Raw genomic sequence first — 15646 nt, forward strand, 5'->3', positions numbered from 1 at the left:
GAGCACTCGAACGACCTGCACCCGAACGACCAGCACCACACACCTGCGGCCGATGCCGTACCCGGCCGCCTGACAGGAGAAACGCCAGAGATGACCCCCGCTCGCAAGACCGCTGGGCGCGTCGCCTTCGTGGGCTCGGGCCCCGGTGACGCCGGGCTGCTCACCGTCCGCGCCCAGGAGCTGCTCGCCAAGGCCGAGGTCGTGGTGACCGATCCCGACGTGCCGGCCACCGTGCTCGCGCTCGCCGCCCCCGGCGCCGAGGTCCGGCCCGCCGTCGGCGAGCCCGCCGACGTGTCCAAGGACCTGACCACCGAGGCCAAGGCCGGGCGGCTCGTGCTGCGCCTGGTCGCCGGCGACCCGCTGACCACCCCCGCCGTGGTGAACGAGGTGCAGGCCGTGGCCCGCACCTCCGCCGTGTTCGAGGTGATCCCGGGCGTTTCCCCCGGCGCCGCGGTGCCGGCCTACGCCGGTGTCGCCCTCGGCGGCACCCACACCGAGGTCGACGTGCGCGGCGAGGTCGACTGGGCGGCGCTGGCCGCCCAGCCCGGCCCGCTCGTGCTGCACGCCACCTCGGCGCACCTGGCCGAGGCCGCCAGCCGCCTCACGGAGAAGGGCATGGCGCCGTCCACGCCCGTCGCCGTGACCGCCAACGGCACCATCAACACGCAGCGCACGCTCGACTCCACGCTCGCCACGCTCGGCAACGACGCGGGTGAGCTCGTCGGCCCGCTGATCGTGACCATCGGCCAGGCCGCCGGCCACCGCTCGAAGCTGTCGTGGTGGGAGTCGCGCGCGCTCTACGGCTGGAAGGTCCTGGTGCCGCGCACCAAGGAGCAGGCCGGCGAGATGGCCGACCGCCTCCGCAGCCACGGCGCCACCTCGCACGAGGTGCCCACGATCTCCGTCGAGCCGCCGCGCAGCCCCGCGCAGATGGAACGCTCGGTGAAGGGCCTCGTCGACGGCCGCTACCAGTGGATCGTCTTCACCTCCACCAACGCGGTGCGCGCGGTGTGGGAGAAGTTCGAGGAGTTCGGCCTCGACGCCCGCGCGTTCTCCGGCGTGAAGATCGCCTGCGTCGGTGCCTCCACGGCCGCCAAGGTGCGCTCGTTCGGCATCATCCCCGAGCTCATCCCGTCGGGCGAGCAGTCGTCCGAGGGTCTGCTCGCCGAGTTCCCGCCGTACGACGACGTGCTGGACCCGGTGGACCGCGTGCTTCTCCCGCGCGCCGACATCGCCACCGAGACCCTGTCGGCCGGCCTGCGTGATCGCGGCTGGGAAATCGACGACGTCACGGCCTACCGCACGGTCCGCGCCGCGCCGCCGCCCGCCGAGACCCGCGAGATGATCAAGACCGGCGGCTTCGACGCGGTCTGCTTCACCTCGTCCTCGACGGTGCGCAACCTGGTCGGCATCGCCGGCAAGCCGCACACGCGCACCCTGGTCGCGTGCATCGGCCCGAAGACCGCGGAGACCGCCGTGGAGTTCGGCCTGCGCGTCGACGTCCAGCCGGAGAAGGCCGACGTGCCCCACCTGGTGGACGCCCTGGCCGAGCACGCCGCCCGGCTCCGCGCGGAGGGCGCCCTGCCGCCGCCGCGCAAGGCGAAGCGGGCTCGTCGCTCCTGATGGGTTGTTGAAGGGCTCCTCCCCGGAATTCGGGGAGGAGCCCTTTTCCGTTTTCGCGCACAGGTGTGTGTATATTATGTGTATGGCGAGGGTGAACGTCTACATTCCCGACGATCTGGCTGAGCGGGCGAAGGCCGCCGAGCTCAACGTGAGTGCGCTGGTGCAGGCGGCGCTCGCCGATGCGTTGCAGCGGCGGGCTACCGAGAGCTGGCTCGATGCGCTGCCGACACCTCGCGGTGTGGTTTCGCACGGTGCGGTGCTGGCCGCGCTCGACAACGCCAAGGCTGAGCTGGGCGATTCGGTCGATGACTGAGCCGGCGGCCGAGATCGCCGTGCTCGACGCGTCCGTGCTCGTTGATCTCCTCGCGGGAACCAGCTACGCCGACGCGGCCAAGTCGCGGTTGAAGGGCACCGTGTTGCACGCTCCCGCGCATCTGGATGCAGAGGTCCTCTCGGCGCTCGGCCGCCTGCAGCGCGCGGGCGAGCTGACCACGGCCGAGGTCGAGACCGGGCTGGGTGCGCTGACCACGTTGCCGCTCACCCGTCACTCGGTTGCCGATCTCGCGGCCGGCGCTTGGGCCCGTCGTGCCGATCTGCGGCTGACCGACGCGCTTTACGTCGAACTCGCGGCTCAGCTCAAAACCACGGTGCTCACCACCGATCGGAGGCTCGCACGCGCGAGCTCGCTCGCCGAGGAGGTCGGCTGAAGGGGCGCGGTCGTGGGTGCCGTGGTTTCCAGACACCTTGTCAGAACCCGGTTTTTCGCGAGGGCGCACGAAATGCCGGGTGACGAGCCGGAGTACCGTGAACGGCGTGTTCCCCGAGCATCGACCCCGCAGGCTCCGTACCACGCCGGCCATGCGCAGGCTGGTCGGTGAAACGACGCTTCGCCCGCGTCAGCTGATTCTGCCCATGTTCGTGGCGGAGGGGATCGACGCGCCGCGGCCGATCCAGAGCATGCCGGGGGTTGTGCAGCACACCCGGGACACGCTGCGGAAGGCCGCGGTCGACGCGGTGAACGCCGGCGTGGGTGGGCTGATGCTGTTCGGCATTCCGGAGACGCGTGACGCCGAGGGCTCGGGTGCCGTCGACGAGAACGGGATCCTGAACGTCGCGCTGCGGGATCTGCGGCAGGAACTCGGTGACGCGACCGTGCTGATGGCCGACACGTGCCTCGACGAGTTCACCGATCACGGCCACTGCGGCGTGCTCGACGCCGACGGCGCGGTGGACAACGACGCGACCCTGCGCATCTACGCGGAAATGGCCGTGGCGCAGGCGGAAGCGGGTGCGCACGTGCTCGGGCCGAGCGGCATGATGGACGGCCAGGTCGGCGTGATCCGCCGGGCGCTCGACGAGGTCGGCCACAACGACAAGGCCATCCTGGCGTACTCGGCGAAGTACGCCAGCGCGTTCTACGGTCCGTTCCGCGAAGCTGTCGACTCGCAGCTCAAGGGCGACCGCAAGACCTACCAGCAGGACCTGGGCAACGCGCGCGAAGCGTTGCGCGAGATCGAGCTGGATCTCGGCGAGGGCGCCGACATGATCATGGTCAAGCCAGCACTGTCCTATTTGGACGTCATCAAGGCGGCGGCGGACATCTCGCCGGTGCCGGTGGCCGCCTACAACATCTCGGGTGAGTACGCGATGGTCGAGGCCGCCGCGGCCAACGGCTGGCTCGAGCGCGAGCGCACGATCCTCGAAGTGCTCACGTCGATCCGCCGCGCGGGCGCCGACCTGATCCTCACGTACTGGGCCACCGAAGCCGCCGCCTGGCTCGACTGAGCCCGGCCTGGGCTAGAGTCCACGAGTGGCCGAGAAGGACGACAACACCGCCGAGCCCACGGGGCTGACCAGCGACGACCTCGCGAAGCAGAACCCTGGTCAAGAGGACACCTCGCAGGGAACCGCTACGCCGGAGAACGCTGCGCCCGAGAACACTGCGCCGGAAACGGCAGCGCAAGAGGCCGCGAACGCGGCAGCGGACAAAAGCCCCGCGCCCGGCACGGCAGCAACCGGAACGGCTGCGCAAACACCGGAAGCAAACGAAAACCCCGCGCCTGAAACGGCTGCCCCAACGGCAGCGGACGAAACTCCCGCAGCCGCGCGCGAGACCGCCGCACCGGGCGGGGTCACCGCGTCGCCGAGCCAGTTCACGCCCCCCTCATCGCAGGGGCTGCCCGCCGGCCTCCCGCCCATGCCCGCATACCTGGACAACGACGACGAACCGCAGCGAGAAGGCGCGCCGGGGCCGGTGCGGGCCGCCTTCATCCTCACCATCATCGCGTCGCTGGTGCTGCTCATCGGTCAGGTCGTCACGATCCTCTTCAAGCAGCAGCTCGTGGACCAGGCCGTGAAGGCGACGCCGCCGGGCCGCAAGCTCGACATGGCGCAGCTCGAGTCCAACGCGAACACCCTGGTGTGGGCGTTGTTCGTCGGCGCGCTGTGCTTCGGCGTGATCATGGTGCTGTTCGCCTACAAGGCCCGCGAAGGCACGCGCTCGGCCCGCTCGGTGGTCACGCTGCTGGCGGTGCTGGGGCTGGTGTTCCAGCTCGGGCTGGTGCGCAGCATCTTCTCGGTGGTGTCGTCGCTGCTGCTGGTGATCCTCGTGGTGCTGCTGTACCTGCCGAGCACCCGCGACTTCTTCCCGAAGGTCGGCAAGAGCCTGTAATGGACCGCGCGCTCTACTCCGAACCCGGCGTCGGCTGGGTGTCGCTCGTCTGGGGGCCGCTGTTCGCGGTGCTCGGCGCGCTGGCGGAGCTGGCGACAGGTGGTCCGGTGCACTGGCTTCCGTGGCTGCTGATCGCGGTCGCGCTGTGCGGGATCACCCTGCCCTGGGTGTACGCGCGGCGGCGGTTCCTCTCGCTGGAAGTGACCCTGCAGGAGTTCCGCCAGGGCCGCGAAAGCGTGGCAGCCACGCGGATCGCGGACGTGACCGACGTCGGCTCGCCGGTCGGCGCACGAGTGCTCGGCGGGGGGTGGAGCGTGCCGAACAAGTACGACGAACTTCCGGTGAAGCTCGACGACGGCACGGTCGTGCTGGCGTGGGCCCGCGACGTCGAGGCGCTGAAGTCGGCGCTGGAGCGGCTCGTGGAGAAGAACGAGGCGAAATGACGTCCGGCGAAAAACCTGAGAGGCTTGATCTCGTGATCGACCTTCCCCAGCCGACCGGCGCCGACCTGTGGCCCGGAGATTCGGCCGGCGCGGCGCGGCTCAACCAGCCGTGGCGCGCGTTCGTGGCGCTCGGCGAGCTGATCGTGGCCGCGGTCGCGCTCTGGCTGGCGTTCGTGCTGTGGCACGCGGGAGTCGTCACGGTCGTGACCACCGCCGGCGACGGCGCGCAGCTGGCGTCGCAGCGGGTCTTCGGCGGGCACCTCGCGGGGGCGCTCGCGCTCGGCGCGCTGTGCGCCGTGCTCGTGGTGGACGCGGTTCGTCAGCTGCTGCTCGCGGTGAGTGCTCGCCACCGCCGGAAGAAGCGCTGACTCCGCAACTCGAGGCGCCACATCCACAGCTGGCCCACAGGGAACCAACAGCTGACTGCTAAGCAGCGCCAGCAGTCTTGCGGCCATGACGCGGCTGCGTACCCGGACATGGGTCATCAACGGGGTGCTGGTCGTACTGCTCGGCGGTGCGGCTTTCGGGATCTACCAAGCATTCACGCCGGCGGGCAACACCGCCCAGGCACAGACCCGCACCACACCGGTGCGCCGCGGCACCGTGACCGAAACGGTCTCCGCCGCGGGCACCCTCTCGAGCGGCTACACCGGCGCCGCCAACTTCACCACCTCCGGCAAGGTCACGAGCATCGACGTGAAGGTCGGCGACGTGGTGAGCGCGGGTCAGAAGCTCGCCACCGTCGACTCCACGCAGGCCGAGAAGCAGCTGCAGGTGGCCAAGGACAACCTGACCGTGGCCGAGGACAACCTCGCCGACGGTGAGGACACCTCGACGACGTCGTCGTCCGGCTCCGGTTCCGGCGGCGGGCAGGGCCAGAGCCAGCAGACCGCGCAGCAGGCGCAGGAGTCCACCACCTCGCTGCAGGCCAAAGTGGACCAGGCGCAGCTCGACGTGGACACCGCCCAGTCGGCCGTCGACGCCACGGTGCTCACCGCGCCGGGCGCCGGCACCGTCACGGCGGTCAACGGCACCGTCGGCCAGCAGGCCGGCAGCGGTGGCTCGGGCAGCTCCGGCAGCACGGGGTCCTCGAGCGGCGGCAACGGTGGCAACGGCGGCAACGGCCAGAGTTCTTCGAGCAGCTCGTCGAGCAGCTCCTCGGCCAGCGGGTTCATCCAGATCACCGACCTCACCAACCTGCTCGTGGACACCTCCGTCGCCGAGATCGACGTGAGCAAGGTGAAGGCCGGCCAGAAGGCCACCGTCACGCTCAACGCCTCGCCGGACCAGCCGATCCAGGCGTCGGTCTCGAAGGTCGACCTCACGCCCACGACGAGTGGCAACGTGGTGTCCTACGGCGCGCAGCTCACGCTCACCAACCCGCCGACGGGGCTGCGGCCCGGGCAGTCGGCGAGCGTGGTGATCACCGTGGCCGAGGCCGACAACGTGCTCAGCGTGCCGGCGGCCGCGGTCACCACGGCGGGCACCACGAATGTCGTCACGGTTCAGCGCAACGGGCAGAACGTGCCGCAGCAGGTGGAGATCGGCGTGCGCGGCGAGTCCACTGTGGAGATCAAGTCGGGCCTCGACGAGGGTGACAGCGTGGTGCTCACCGCCGCTTCGCCGACCACGGCAACGGGCACCGGCGCCGGCGGCGGCCAGCGCGGGGGTGGGCTCGGCGGCTTCGGCGGCACGGGTGGCACCGGTGGCGCGGGCGGCGGCTTCCGCGGTGGCCAGGGTGGCTTCGGCGGGGGACGCGGATGAAACCCGTGATCGCGGTCTCCGGACTGCGCAAGACCTACGGCGCCGGCGAGACGGCCGTGCACGCGTTGCGCGGGGTCGACCTGCTCGTGCGGCCGGGGGAGTACGTGGCCATCATGGGCGCGTCCGGCTCCGGCAAGTCGACGCTGCTCAACATGCTCGGCTGCCTCGACGTGCCGACGTCGGGCAAGTACCTGCTCGACGGCTTCAGCGTCGCCGACCTCAACGAACGCCAGCTCGCCTTGCTGCGCAACCGCAAGATCGGCTTCATCTTCCAGTCGTTCAACCTCGTGCCGCGCACGAGCGCTCTGTCCAATGTAGAACTTCCACTGGTCTACAGTGGACTTCGCCGGGTCGCGCGCCGCACGCGGGCGCTGGCCGCGCTGGAGATGGTGGGGCTCACCGAACGGGCGAAGCACCTGCCGAGTGAGCTTTCGGGCGGGCAGCAGCAACGCGTCGCCGTGGCGCGGGCGCTGGTGACCGGGCCCGCGCTGCTGCTCGCCGACGAACCGACCGGCAACCTCGACCGCGCCAGCACCGAAGACGTGCTCGGGGTGTTCGACCGGCTCAACAAGCTCGGGCGCACCATCGTGGTGATCACGCACGAGGACGAGGTCGCCGAGCACGCGCACCGCGTGGTGCGCGTGAGCGACGGCCGGATCGTGGCCGACGAGCTCAACCGCAGCGTCGGAGTGGTCGCGTGAACGTGTTCGAGGTGCTGCGCTTCGCCGTGCGTGGCCTCACCGCCAACAAGCTGCGCTCCACACTCACCACGCTCGGCATCACCATCGGCGTCGCGTCGGTGGTCCTGCTGGTGGCGGTGGGCAACGGCGCTTCGGCCGCGATCGCCGCCAGCATTCAGGGCCTGGGCACGGACGTGGTGAACGTGTCGCCCGCGCGCGGTGGCGGGCAGGGCAGCGAGGCCCGGCCGCTGACCGTGCAGGACGCCCACGCGCTCGTGGACCCGGTCGGCGCGCCCGACGTGAAGGCCGCTTCGCCGGTGGTGAACACCAACGCGACCGCCACCTACGGGCAGACGTCGTACGACATCTCCTCCGTCGCGGGCACCGAACCGGCCTACTTCGCCACCACCAACCGCCAGATCGCCGACGGCGCGCTCTTCACCGCCGAAGACGTGACGCAGGCGCGCAAGGTCGTGGTGCTCGGGCCCACCACCGCGCAGTCGATCTTCGGCACCGCCGAGCCGGTGGGCAAGAACGTGCTGCTCAACAGCATCCAGTTCACCGTGGTCGGCGTGCTGCAGGCCAAGGGCAGCACCGGGCTGACGAACGCCGACGACGTCGCCATCGCCCCGATCAGCGCGGTGCAGAACTCACTCGCCGGCTACGGCAGCCTCAGCCAGATCGCCGTTCAGGCCACCTCGGCCGACTCCGTGTCGCTCGCGCAGGCCGAGATCACCGCGATCCTCAACGCGCGCCACGGCATCCGCCTCGGCGGCACCCCCGACTACCAGATCCAGAACTCGGAGCAGCTGCTCGCCACGCGCACCTCGGCCACGCAGACGTTCACCGTGCTGCTCGGCGCGGTCGCCGCGATCTCGCTGCTCGTGGGCGGGATCGGCGTCACGAACATCATGCTGGTGACCGTGACCGAACGGATCCGCGAGATCGGCATCCGCAAGGCCATCGGCGCGCCACGCGCAGCGATCCTCGGCCAGTTCCTGGCGGAAGCCACGATGCTCAGCCTCTTCGGCGGGTTCCTCGGGGTGGTGATCGGCGTGGTCGGCAGCCAGTTCAGCTTCGCGGGCATCACCCCGGTGGTGGTGCCGTCGTCGATCGTGCTGGCCTTCGCGGTGTCGGCGCTGATCGGTCTCTTCTTCGGCAGTTTCCCGGCGAATCGGGCCTCGCGCCTGCGCCCGATCGACGCCCTCAGGCACGAGTAGGAGCTCGCACATGTCCAGGTCCACCCCGTCGCCCGGCCCCGCGGCGACCCCCGACGAGCCGACGACCGAGTTCCTGCCGGTCACGGCGCCGCTGGCCGGCGGGCCGCTGCTCACCGAGCCGGCGCCCGGGCCTTCGCCCGAGGAGATCGTGGCCGCGCCGGCCGTGGAAGGTGATCTGAACCAGGAGATGAAGCGGGTCGCCAAGCCGTTCGGCAAACCGACCTTCATCCTGGCCGGCCTGCTCGTGATCGCGTTGTCCTTCGCCGGTGGCGCTTGGACGCACTCGGCGTTCGGCTCCGGTTCCGGCGGTGGCGGCGGTGCGGCGGCTCGTGCCGGCGGCCAGCAGGGCACCGCCCGCGGCGGCTTCGGCGGCCGTGGCACGCAGCAGGGCACCGGTCAGGAAGGCGCGGGTGCCGGCCAGCAGGGTTCGGGTCAGCAGGGTACGGGCGGCTTCACCGGCGCTCGCGGTGGCAGCGGCCGTGGCACCGTCGGCACGGTCGAGAAGGTCGACGGCACCACCGTGACGCTGAAAACCGCGCAGGGCACCGACGTCACGGTGTCCACTTCGGACTCCACCACCGTCGGCCTCACCCAGCCCGGCAAGCTCTCCGACCTCAAGCCCGGCGCCACGGTGACGGTGCAGGGCCGCCCCGGCTCCGACGGCACGGTGGCCGCGCAGGCGATCGTGCAGCAGCCCGCGCGTTAACGCTGCGCCGCGTCGAGCGCCGGAACCAGCGGCGCGAGCGCGGCGCGCAGCAGGTCGGCGAGCGAGCCCGACACCACCACGAACCCCGAGGACCCGCCGGCCGGCCGGGCCCACTGCCCGAGGGCGATCCGGACGGCGGCGGCGACGCCGGCGGCCAGCACCTGGGCGGTGGGCCCTTCGGCGTCTCCGAGGTGGTCGGCGAGCGCTTCGGCCAGCGGGTGTTCGAGGGCGGCGGCGGTGCCGGCGTACGCGGTGCGCAGCGCGGGGCTGGTGGTGATGAGCAGCAGCGCTTCGCGGTGGTCCTCGACCGGCTCGGTGTACTGCGCCACCACGGCTTCGAGCACCGCGTCGGCCAGGCGGGCCGAACGGTCGGCCGCGCGGATGGCGTCGGCCACGCGTTGTTCGCGGTCGGTCGTCACCGCGAACACGATCGCGTCCTCGCGGCTGGGGAAGTAGTTGTTGTAGGTCCGCGGCGAGACGCCGGCGGCCTCGGCGATGTCGTCGACGCGCACGTTGTCCGGACCACGCTCCAGCGCCAGCCGCAGGGCCGCCTCGCTCAGCGCCGTGCGGGTGGCTTGCTTCTTGCGTTCGCGCAGACCGGTCACGAGGGTCAGTAAACCCGGAAAACTGCGTGAAGGCAAACTTGCGTGCACGCACTTTTGCGCGCTAACGTCGCCGCCATGAGAGCCAACGGCATTGCCTACGACACCGGATTCGTCAAGAACGGCACGACTTCCTGGGCCGGCTTCGACGCCGCCACCGTGCGGCGCGAGCTCACGATCATCCGCGACGACCTGCACTGCACCGCCGTGCAGCTCGTCGGCGGCGACCCCGAGCGGCTGGAGGTCGCGGGCCGGCTCGCGGCCGAGCTGGGGCTGGAGGTGTGGTTCTCGCCGTACCCGCTCGACGTAGGGCTCGGCGAGCTGCGCGCGCTGCTCCTCGACTGCGCCGAACGCGCCGAGCGGATCCGCCGCACCGGCGCCGAAGTGGTGCTCGTCGCCGGCGCGGAGCTTTCGGTGATGGTGCGCGGGTTCGCCGACGGCGACACGCTCGAACACCGCCTCGGCTGGCTGCTCGGCGACCCGGCCGACCGGCCCGCCCGGCTCGCGAAGGCCAGTGAGCGGCTCAGCGACTTCTTCCGCGAAGCCGTGCCCGCGATCCGCGGCGCCTTCGGTGGCAAGGTCACCTACGCGGCGATCCAGTTCGAGCGCGTCGACTGGGACCTGTTCGACTTCGTGACGCTCGAGCTGATCCGCTCGGCCGCCGTCGCCGACGTGTTCCGCGAAGGCGTGCGGACGTTGACACAACAGGACAAACCCGTGGTCATCACCGGCTTCGGCACGGCCACCTGGCGCGGCGCCGGCGACGTCGCACCGCGCAGCATGGAGATCGTGGAGCACGACGAACACGGTCGGCCGCTGCGGCTGACCGAGGTGGTGGAGCGCGACGAACCCGGCCAGGCTCGGTACCTCACGGAGCTGCTGGAGATCTTCGCCGAAGAGGGCGTGGACAGCGCTTTTGTGTACCTCTTCGCCCTGCACTCACACCCGCACCGCCCCGGCGGCGACCCGCGCGACGACCTCGACCTCGCGAGCCTCGGGGTGGTCAAGGTGCTCGAAGACCGCACGGGCACGGCGTATCCGGGCCTGCCGTGGGAACCCAAGGCGGCGTTCCACGCGGTGGCCGAGTGGTATCGCGGCCTGACCTGATCGCCGGATCCGGGTACTCCATTTGCCCGCACGCGGTGTTGAGGTGACTGTCACATCCTTGCCCTGAAACGACTTCTGCGGCTTCCGCGATGGCGCGACCGCGGAAATGCCCTGAGAGTCCCGAAAAGTGGCGTGAAGGGCACTCGCGCCGCCCGGCCGTCCTCGCCGTGGTGCTCGGCCTGGGAAAACGCCCGGGCGGCACTTAACTTGAGCATCACTCGTGGTCAAGGGGGAGCGAACGATGCAGCCGGCTCAGAACAGACAGGTGGCGGTCACCGGAATCGGCGTGGTGTCGCCGGTGGGGATCGGGGTGGCGGACTTCTGGGCCGGCCTGTCGCGCCCGGCCCCGGCGGCGGCGCTGCGGCGGGTGACCGGGTTCGATCCCCGGCGGTGGCTGTCGCACAAGCTGGCGCGGACCACGGACCTCGCGACGCAGCTGGCGATCGCGGCCGCCGACGAAGCGTTGGTGGACGCGGGACTCCTGCCGCACGCCGTAGTGGATTCGGCACCCGGGCTCACCGGCGTCGATCCCGAACTCGCGGCGGTCGTGCTCGGCACGGCCACCGGCGGCGCGACCACTCTGGAAGCGCAGAACGAGGTCCGGGCGCAGCGGGGGGACCGGCGGGTCTCCCCGCACTTCATCCCGATGGCCCTGCCCAACGCGGCCGCCGCGGCGCTGAGCATCCGCTACGGGCTACGCGGCAGCGCGAGCACGGTGACTACCGCCTGCGCGGCCGGGACCGACGCCATCGCCGCGGGAGCCAAGCTGATCGCGTCGGGAGCGGCCGACGTCGTGCTCGCCGGTGGCAGCGACGCCAACCTGACCCCGACCTACACCGCGGGGTTCACGAACATGCGGGCGCTGAGCCCCACCGGGATCGCCCGTCCGTTCGATGTGGGCAGAGACGGCACCGTCGCCTCCGAGGCCAGTGGCATGGTCGTGCTGGAACCCCTGGAGAAAGCGCTTGCTCGCGGCGCGCGCGTGTACCTGACCGTCGACGGCACCGCGTCGACCGCCGACGGTCACCACGTGACCGCGCCCGACCCGGCCGGCGTCGGAGCCGAGCGGTGCATGCGCCTGGCGATCGCCGACGCGGGTTACGAACCGCACGACATCACCCACGTCAACGCCCACGGCACCTCGACGGCACTCAACGACGCCGCCGAAGCCCACGCCATCCGCCGCGTGTTCGGCGCGGCGCGGCCGCTCGTGACCAGCGTGAAGGGCGCCACCGGCCACTCCTTCGGCGCGGCCGGCGCGCTGGAGGCTGTGGCCGTGGCGCTCACGATCGCCCACGCGACCGTCCCGCCGACGCTCGGACTGTCCACACCGGACCCGGACTTCGACGTCGACCTCGCGACGGAACCCACGGCGTGGTCGCCCGGGCCCGTGCTGTCCAACAGCTTCGGCTTCGGCGGCCACAACGGCAGCCTGGTGTTCTCGCCGGTCTGACCTCGCCTGCCTGCGCCGGCCGGAGCTAGCCGAGCTCGGGGTTCAGCGCGATGATCGCCACGTTCAGCGCCGTCGCGTAGGCGATCCAGAAGAAGTACGGCAGCAGGAGCACCGCGGCCAGGCGCGAGCGCCGGTAGAACAGGCCGATCGTCATCAGCGTGGTGAAGCCGAGCAGGACGATGTCCACGCAGGCCAGCCGCGTCGAGCCGCCGGCGAAGAAGAGCGGGGTCCACAGCAGGTTGAACAGCAGGCCGACGCCGTACATCGCGAAGCCCTGCGTCTCGCCGTCGGTGCGCCAGTAGATCCAGCCGGCCACCGCGAGCAGCACGTACAGCACTGTCCACACAGGACCGAAGAGCTTCGCCGGCGGTGCCCAGTCCGGCAGGATCAGCCGCGCGTAGGTCTCCGGCGCCGACGTGGCCGCGAGCGAGCCCACGATGGCGACCACGGCGACCAGCACGAAGAACACCACGAGCACGACCCAGGGGTTGCGCTCGTGCGTGGGCGTGGTCACGTTCCCTCCCCGTTCACGCCGACCTGACGGTTCTGCCGAACCATCCGTAAACGGCACGTTACCAATCAGAGCGGGATCAGGCGGGCTCGAAACGGACGTTCGCCGCGGCCGGAACCGTCGCCGCCGTGACTGCGGCCGGATCGGTGACCAGCAGCGCGGCGGAGCGCTCCGGTACCGGCCACGGCGGGGCCCCTGACCCGCACGACGGGGATTTGCGAGACTGGACGGGTGAGCACTGGCACCGAGCAGTCCAAGGTTTGGTTCGAACGCGCGAAGGCGGCCGTCCCGGGCGGGGTGAACTCGCCGGTGCGGGCGTTCAACTCGGTCGGCGGCACCCCGCGGTTCATGGTCCGCGGCGAAGGCCCCCACCTGTGGGACGCCGACGGCAACCGCTACGTCGACCTGGTCTCGTCCTGGGGCCCGATGATCCTCGGGCACGCCCACCCGCAGGTGGTCGAGGCCGCGCGCGCGGCCGCCACGAGCGGGCTCTCGTTCGGCACGCCGACGATCGGCGAGGTCGAGCTGGCCGAGGAGATCATCGGCCGGGTCGAGCCCGTGGAGCAGGTGCGGCTGGTCAACTCCGGCACCGAGGCGACGATGAGCGCCATCCGTCTCGCCCGCGGGTTCACGGGCCGGGCGAAGATCGTGAAGTTCGCCGGGTGTTACCACGGTCACGTCGACGCGCTGCTGGCCCAGGCCGGCTCGGGCGTCGCGACGCTGGGGCTGCCGACCTCGCCCGGCGTCACCGGCGCGCAGGCCGCGGACACGATCGTGCTGCCGTACAACGACCTCGACGCCGTGCGGAAATCCTTTGTGGAGAACGACGGCCAGATCGCCGCGGTGATCACCGAGGCCGCCGCGGGCAACATGGGCGCGGTCGCCCCCGATGCCGGGTTCAACGCCGGCCTCGCGGAGATCACCCGCGAGCACGGCGCGCTGCTGATCATGGACGAGGTCATGACCGGCTTCCGCGTGTCACGCGCGGGCTGGTTCGGCCTCGAGGGCGTGGCCGGTGACCTCTACACCTTCGGCAAGGTCATGTCCGGTGGGCTGCCGGCCGCCGCGTTCGGCGGGCGCGCCGACGTGATGGCCAAGCTGGCGCCGCTGGGCCCGGTGTACCAGGCCGGCACGCTGTCGGGGAACCCCGTCGCCGTCGCCGCGGGTCTCGCCACGCTGCGCGCGGCCGACGACGCCGTGTACACGGCGCTGGACACCAACGCGAAGCGCCTCGGCGGGCTCTTCGACAGCGCGCTCACCGAAGCGGGCGTGGCGCACAGCGTGCAGTACGCGGGCAACCTGGTGAGCGTGTTCTTCGGCTCGGGCACGGTTCGCGACTACGCGGGCGCGCAGGCCACCGAGACCTGGCGCTTCCCGGCCTTCTTCCACAAGCTGCTCGACGCCGGCGTGTACGCACCACCGAGCGCGTACGAGGCCTGGTTCGTGAACGCCGCGATGGACGACGAAGCGTTCGGCGTGATCGAGGCGGCCCTGCCGGCCGCCGCCCGCGCCGCGGCCGAGGCGGTGCAGCCGTGACCACGATCGTCCACCTCCTGCGCCACGGCGAAGTGCACAACCCGGACAAGATCCTCTACGGCCGTCTGCCGAACTTCCGGCTGTCCGACCGTGGTCAGCGCCAGGCGCTCACCGTCGCCGAAGCCGTGGCGGGCCACGACCTCGCGCACGTCGTCGCCTCGCCGCTGCAGCGCGCGCAGGAGACCGCGGCGCCGATCGCGGCCGCGCACCGGCTCGACATCGCCACCGACCCGGGCCTGATCGAAGCCGGCAACGTGTTCGAGGGCCAGCGCGTGGCCGTCGGCGACGGCGCGCTGCGGCAGCCGAAGGCGTGGCCGCACCTGCTCAACCCGTTCCGGCCGTCGTGGGGCGAGCCGTACGTGGAGATCGCGCACCGGATGCTCGGCGCGGTGTACCGCGCCCGCGAGCAGGCCGAGGGCCGGGAGGCGCTGTGCGTGTCGCACCAGCTGCCGATCTGGACGCTGCGCCGGTTCCTCGAGGCCAAGCGCCTGTGGCACGACCCGCGCAACCGCCAGTGCTCGCTCGCGTCGCTGACCTCGCTCGTGTTCGACGGCGAAGCCCTAGTGGACATCGTCTACAGCGAACCCGCGGGCACCACCGACCCGAAGGTGACGGGCGCATGAGGCGGCTGGGCGGCAAGGCCCTCGGCGCGCTGCTGGCCGCCGCGTTGCTGGTCACCGGCTGCTCCACGGGCAAGGACGCCGTCGTGACCGGCGGCACCTTCAGCTTCGTGTCGCCGGGCGGGCAGATCGACATCAAGTACCCGATCGCGCAGCGCCAGACCGCGCCCACGCTCGCCGGCGACGACCTCATGAACGAGGGCAAACAGCTTTCCACCGCCGACTTCCCGGGCCAGGTCCTGGTGATCAACCTGTGGGGCCAGTGGTGCGGCCCGTGCCGCGCGGAGGCCCCGGAGCTGGAGACCGCCAGCAAGGAAATGGCCCCGCTCGGCGCCAAGCTCATCGGCCTCGACGTCCGCGACCCGGCCCGCTCGGTCGCCCAGGACTTCGTGCGCGACCGCGGCATCACGTACCCGTCCATCTGGGACGCTTCGGGCCGCGCGCTGCTGAGCCTCGAGGGCTACCCCCGCAACCTGATCCCGTCGACGATCGTGCTGGACAAACAGCACCGGGTCGCCGCGATCTTCCTGCGGGACGTGCTGGCGTCGGACCTGATGCCGACGGTGAAGGGCCTGCTGGCCGAGAAGTAGCGCTCTCAGGCGTGACCGGATCCGTCCGGTAGCGCCGGTCACGAGTGGGACCTTGGTCCTGTTCGGGCTGTGGCGTACGTCCTGTGAGCCGCCCCCGCCCGTCTCACGCGAAGCTCACTG

The 15646-nt window shown here is 71.4% G+C and carries 18 protein-coding genes; 16 read left to right on the top strand and 2 right to left on the bottom strand.

The genetic code is table 11. The annotated features are described in order from the left end of the window. Positions 1–90: 90 nt before the first annotated feature. The 11 genes from VSH64_RS40030 (at position 91) to VSH64_RS40080 (ending at position 9107) form a co-directional block, all read left to right on the top strand. Positions 91–1623, top strand: coding sequence for a bifunctional uroporphyrinogen-III C-methyltransferase/uroporphyrinogen-III synthase (locus tag VSH64_RS40030; RefSeq protein WP_326567942.1), 1533 nt, complete (start codon positions 91–93; stop codon positions 1621–1623). An 82-nt stretch (positions 1624–1705) separates the two neighbouring features. After that, on the top strand, positions 1706–1936 hold the full coding sequence (locus VSH64_RS40035) for a type II toxin-antitoxin system CcdA family antitoxin (protein ID WP_326567943.1): 231 nt from the start codon (positions 1706–1708) through the stop codon (positions 1934–1936). Then, positions 1929–2330: a type II toxin-antitoxin system VapC family toxin gene (locus VSH64_RS40040; protein ID WP_326567944.1), complete on the top strand. Its 402-nt coding sequence runs from the start codon at positions 1929–1931 to the stop codon at positions 2328–2330. Before VSH64_RS40035 ends, VSH64_RS40040 begins: the two co-directional genes overlap by 8 nt. 106 nt (positions 2331–2436) lie before the next feature. Beyond that, positions 2437–3408 (top strand): porphobilinogen synthase, encoded by a 972-nt coding sequence (gene hemB / locus VSH64_RS40045; RefSeq protein WP_326567945.1) that lies wholly within the window; start codon positions 2437–2439, stop codon positions 3406–3408. Between the two features lie 25 nt (positions 3409–3433). Next, positions 3434–4294, top strand: coding sequence for a DUF4064 domain-containing protein (locus VSH64_RS40050; protein ID WP_326567946.1), 861 nt, complete (start codon positions 3434–3436; stop codon positions 4292–4294). Continuing rightward, positions 4294–4737, top strand: coding sequence for a hypothetical protein (locus VSH64_RS40055; RefSeq protein ID WP_326567947.1), 444 nt, complete (start codon positions 4294–4296; stop codon positions 4735–4737). Before VSH64_RS40050 ends, VSH64_RS40055 begins: the two co-directional genes overlap by 1 nt. Before the next feature lie 32 nt (positions 4738–4769). Next, positions 4770–5105, top strand: coding sequence for a hypothetical protein (locus tag VSH64_RS40060; RefSeq protein ID WP_326567948.1), 336 nt, complete (start codon positions 4770–4772; stop codon positions 5103–5105). An 85-nt stretch (positions 5106–5190) separates the two neighbouring features. Further along, the gene (locus VSH64_RS40065; protein WP_326567949.1) at positions 5191–6501 is read left to right on the top strand and encodes an efflux RND transporter periplasmic adaptor subunit; all 1311 of its coding nucleotides are present in this window, start codon (positions 5191–5193) and stop codon (positions 6499–6501) included. Beyond that, positions 6498–7202 (top strand): ABC transporter ATP-binding protein, encoded by a 705-nt coding sequence (locus VSH64_RS40070; RefSeq protein WP_326567950.1) that lies wholly within the window; start codon positions 6498–6500, stop codon positions 7200–7202. Before VSH64_RS40065 ends, VSH64_RS40070 begins: the two co-directional genes overlap by 4 nt. Then, the gene (locus VSH64_RS40075; protein ID WP_326567951.1) at positions 7199–8401 is read left to right on the top strand and encodes an ABC transporter permease; all 1203 of its coding nucleotides are present in this window, start codon (positions 7199–7201) and stop codon (positions 8399–8401) included. The genes VSH64_RS40070 and VSH64_RS40075 overlap by 4 nt, the downstream gene beginning before the upstream one ends. A gap of 10 nt (positions 8402–8411) precedes the next feature. Next, positions 8412–9107, top strand: a complete 696-nt coding sequence (locus VSH64_RS40080; protein ID WP_326567952.1) for a DUF5666 domain-containing protein — start codon at positions 8412–8414, stop codon at positions 9105–9107. Here the strand turns inward: VSH64_RS40080 and VSH64_RS40085 are convergent. Next, complete coding sequence (locus VSH64_RS40085) at positions 9104–9712, bottom strand: TetR/AcrR family transcriptional regulator (RefSeq protein WP_326567953.1); 609 nt, start codon at positions 9710–9712, stop codon at positions 9104–9106. The two genes, VSH64_RS40080 and VSH64_RS40085, sit on opposite strands and share 4 nt — an antisense overlap. 75 nt (positions 9713–9787) lie before the next feature. Here VSH64_RS40085 and VSH64_RS40090 point away from each other — a divergent pair, with 75 nt between their 5' ends. Together VSH64_RS40090 and VSH64_RS40095 are read left to right on the top strand one after the other, a co-directional pair. After that, positions 9788–10816 carry a hypothetical protein gene (locus tag VSH64_RS40090; RefSeq protein ID WP_326567954.1) on the top strand — a complete coding sequence of 343 codons (1029 nt, stop codon included), beginning with the start codon at positions 9788–9790 and terminating at the stop codon, positions 10814–10816. A gap of 265 nt (positions 10817–11081) precedes the next feature. After that, a complete protein-coding gene (locus VSH64_RS40095; protein ID WP_326567955.1) occupies positions 11082–12269 on the top strand; it encodes a beta-ketoacyl-[acyl-carrier-protein] synthase family protein in 1188 nt (395 codons plus the stop codon). A gap of 25 nt (positions 12270–12294) precedes the next feature. Here the strand turns inward: VSH64_RS40095 and VSH64_RS40100 are convergent, their stop codons facing one another. Further along, the gene (locus tag VSH64_RS40100; RefSeq protein ID WP_326567956.1) at positions 12295–12783 is read right to left on the bottom strand and encodes a TspO/MBR family protein; all 489 of its coding nucleotides are present in this window, start codon (positions 12781–12783) and stop codon (positions 12295–12297) included. 228 nt (positions 12784–13011) lie between these two features. Between VSH64_RS40100 and hemL the strand changes: the two genes are divergently transcribed. From hemL to VSH64_RS40115, 3 genes are read left to right on the top strand one after another with little or no spacing between them, the layout of a single operon-like run. Beyond that, positions 13012–14316 carry a glutamate-1-semialdehyde 2,1-aminomutase gene (hemL, locus tag VSH64_RS40105; protein WP_326567957.1) on the top strand — a complete coding sequence of 435 codons (1305 nt, stop codon included), beginning with the start codon at positions 13012–13014 and terminating at the stop codon, positions 14314–14316. Further along, the gene (locus VSH64_RS40110; RefSeq protein WP_326567958.1) at positions 14313–14939 is read left to right on the top strand and encodes a histidine phosphatase family protein; all 627 of its coding nucleotides are present in this window, start codon (positions 14313–14315) and stop codon (positions 14937–14939) included. The genes hemL and VSH64_RS40110 overlap by 4 nt, the downstream gene beginning before the upstream one ends. Then, the gene (locus VSH64_RS40115; protein ID WP_326567959.1) at positions 14936–15526 is read left to right on the top strand and encodes a TlpA family protein disulfide reductase; all 591 of its coding nucleotides are present in this window, start codon (positions 14936–14938) and stop codon (positions 15524–15526) included. The genes VSH64_RS40110 and VSH64_RS40115 overlap by 4 nt, the downstream gene beginning before the upstream one ends. The last annotated feature ends 120 nt before the right edge of the window (positions 15527–15646 follow it).

The organism is Amycolatopsis rhabdoformis, from assembly GCF_035918295.1.
In the GTDB taxonomy this organism is placed as follows: domain Bacteria; phylum Actinomycetota; class Actinomycetes; order Mycobacteriales; family Pseudonocardiaceae; genus Amycolatopsis; species Amycolatopsis rhabdoformis.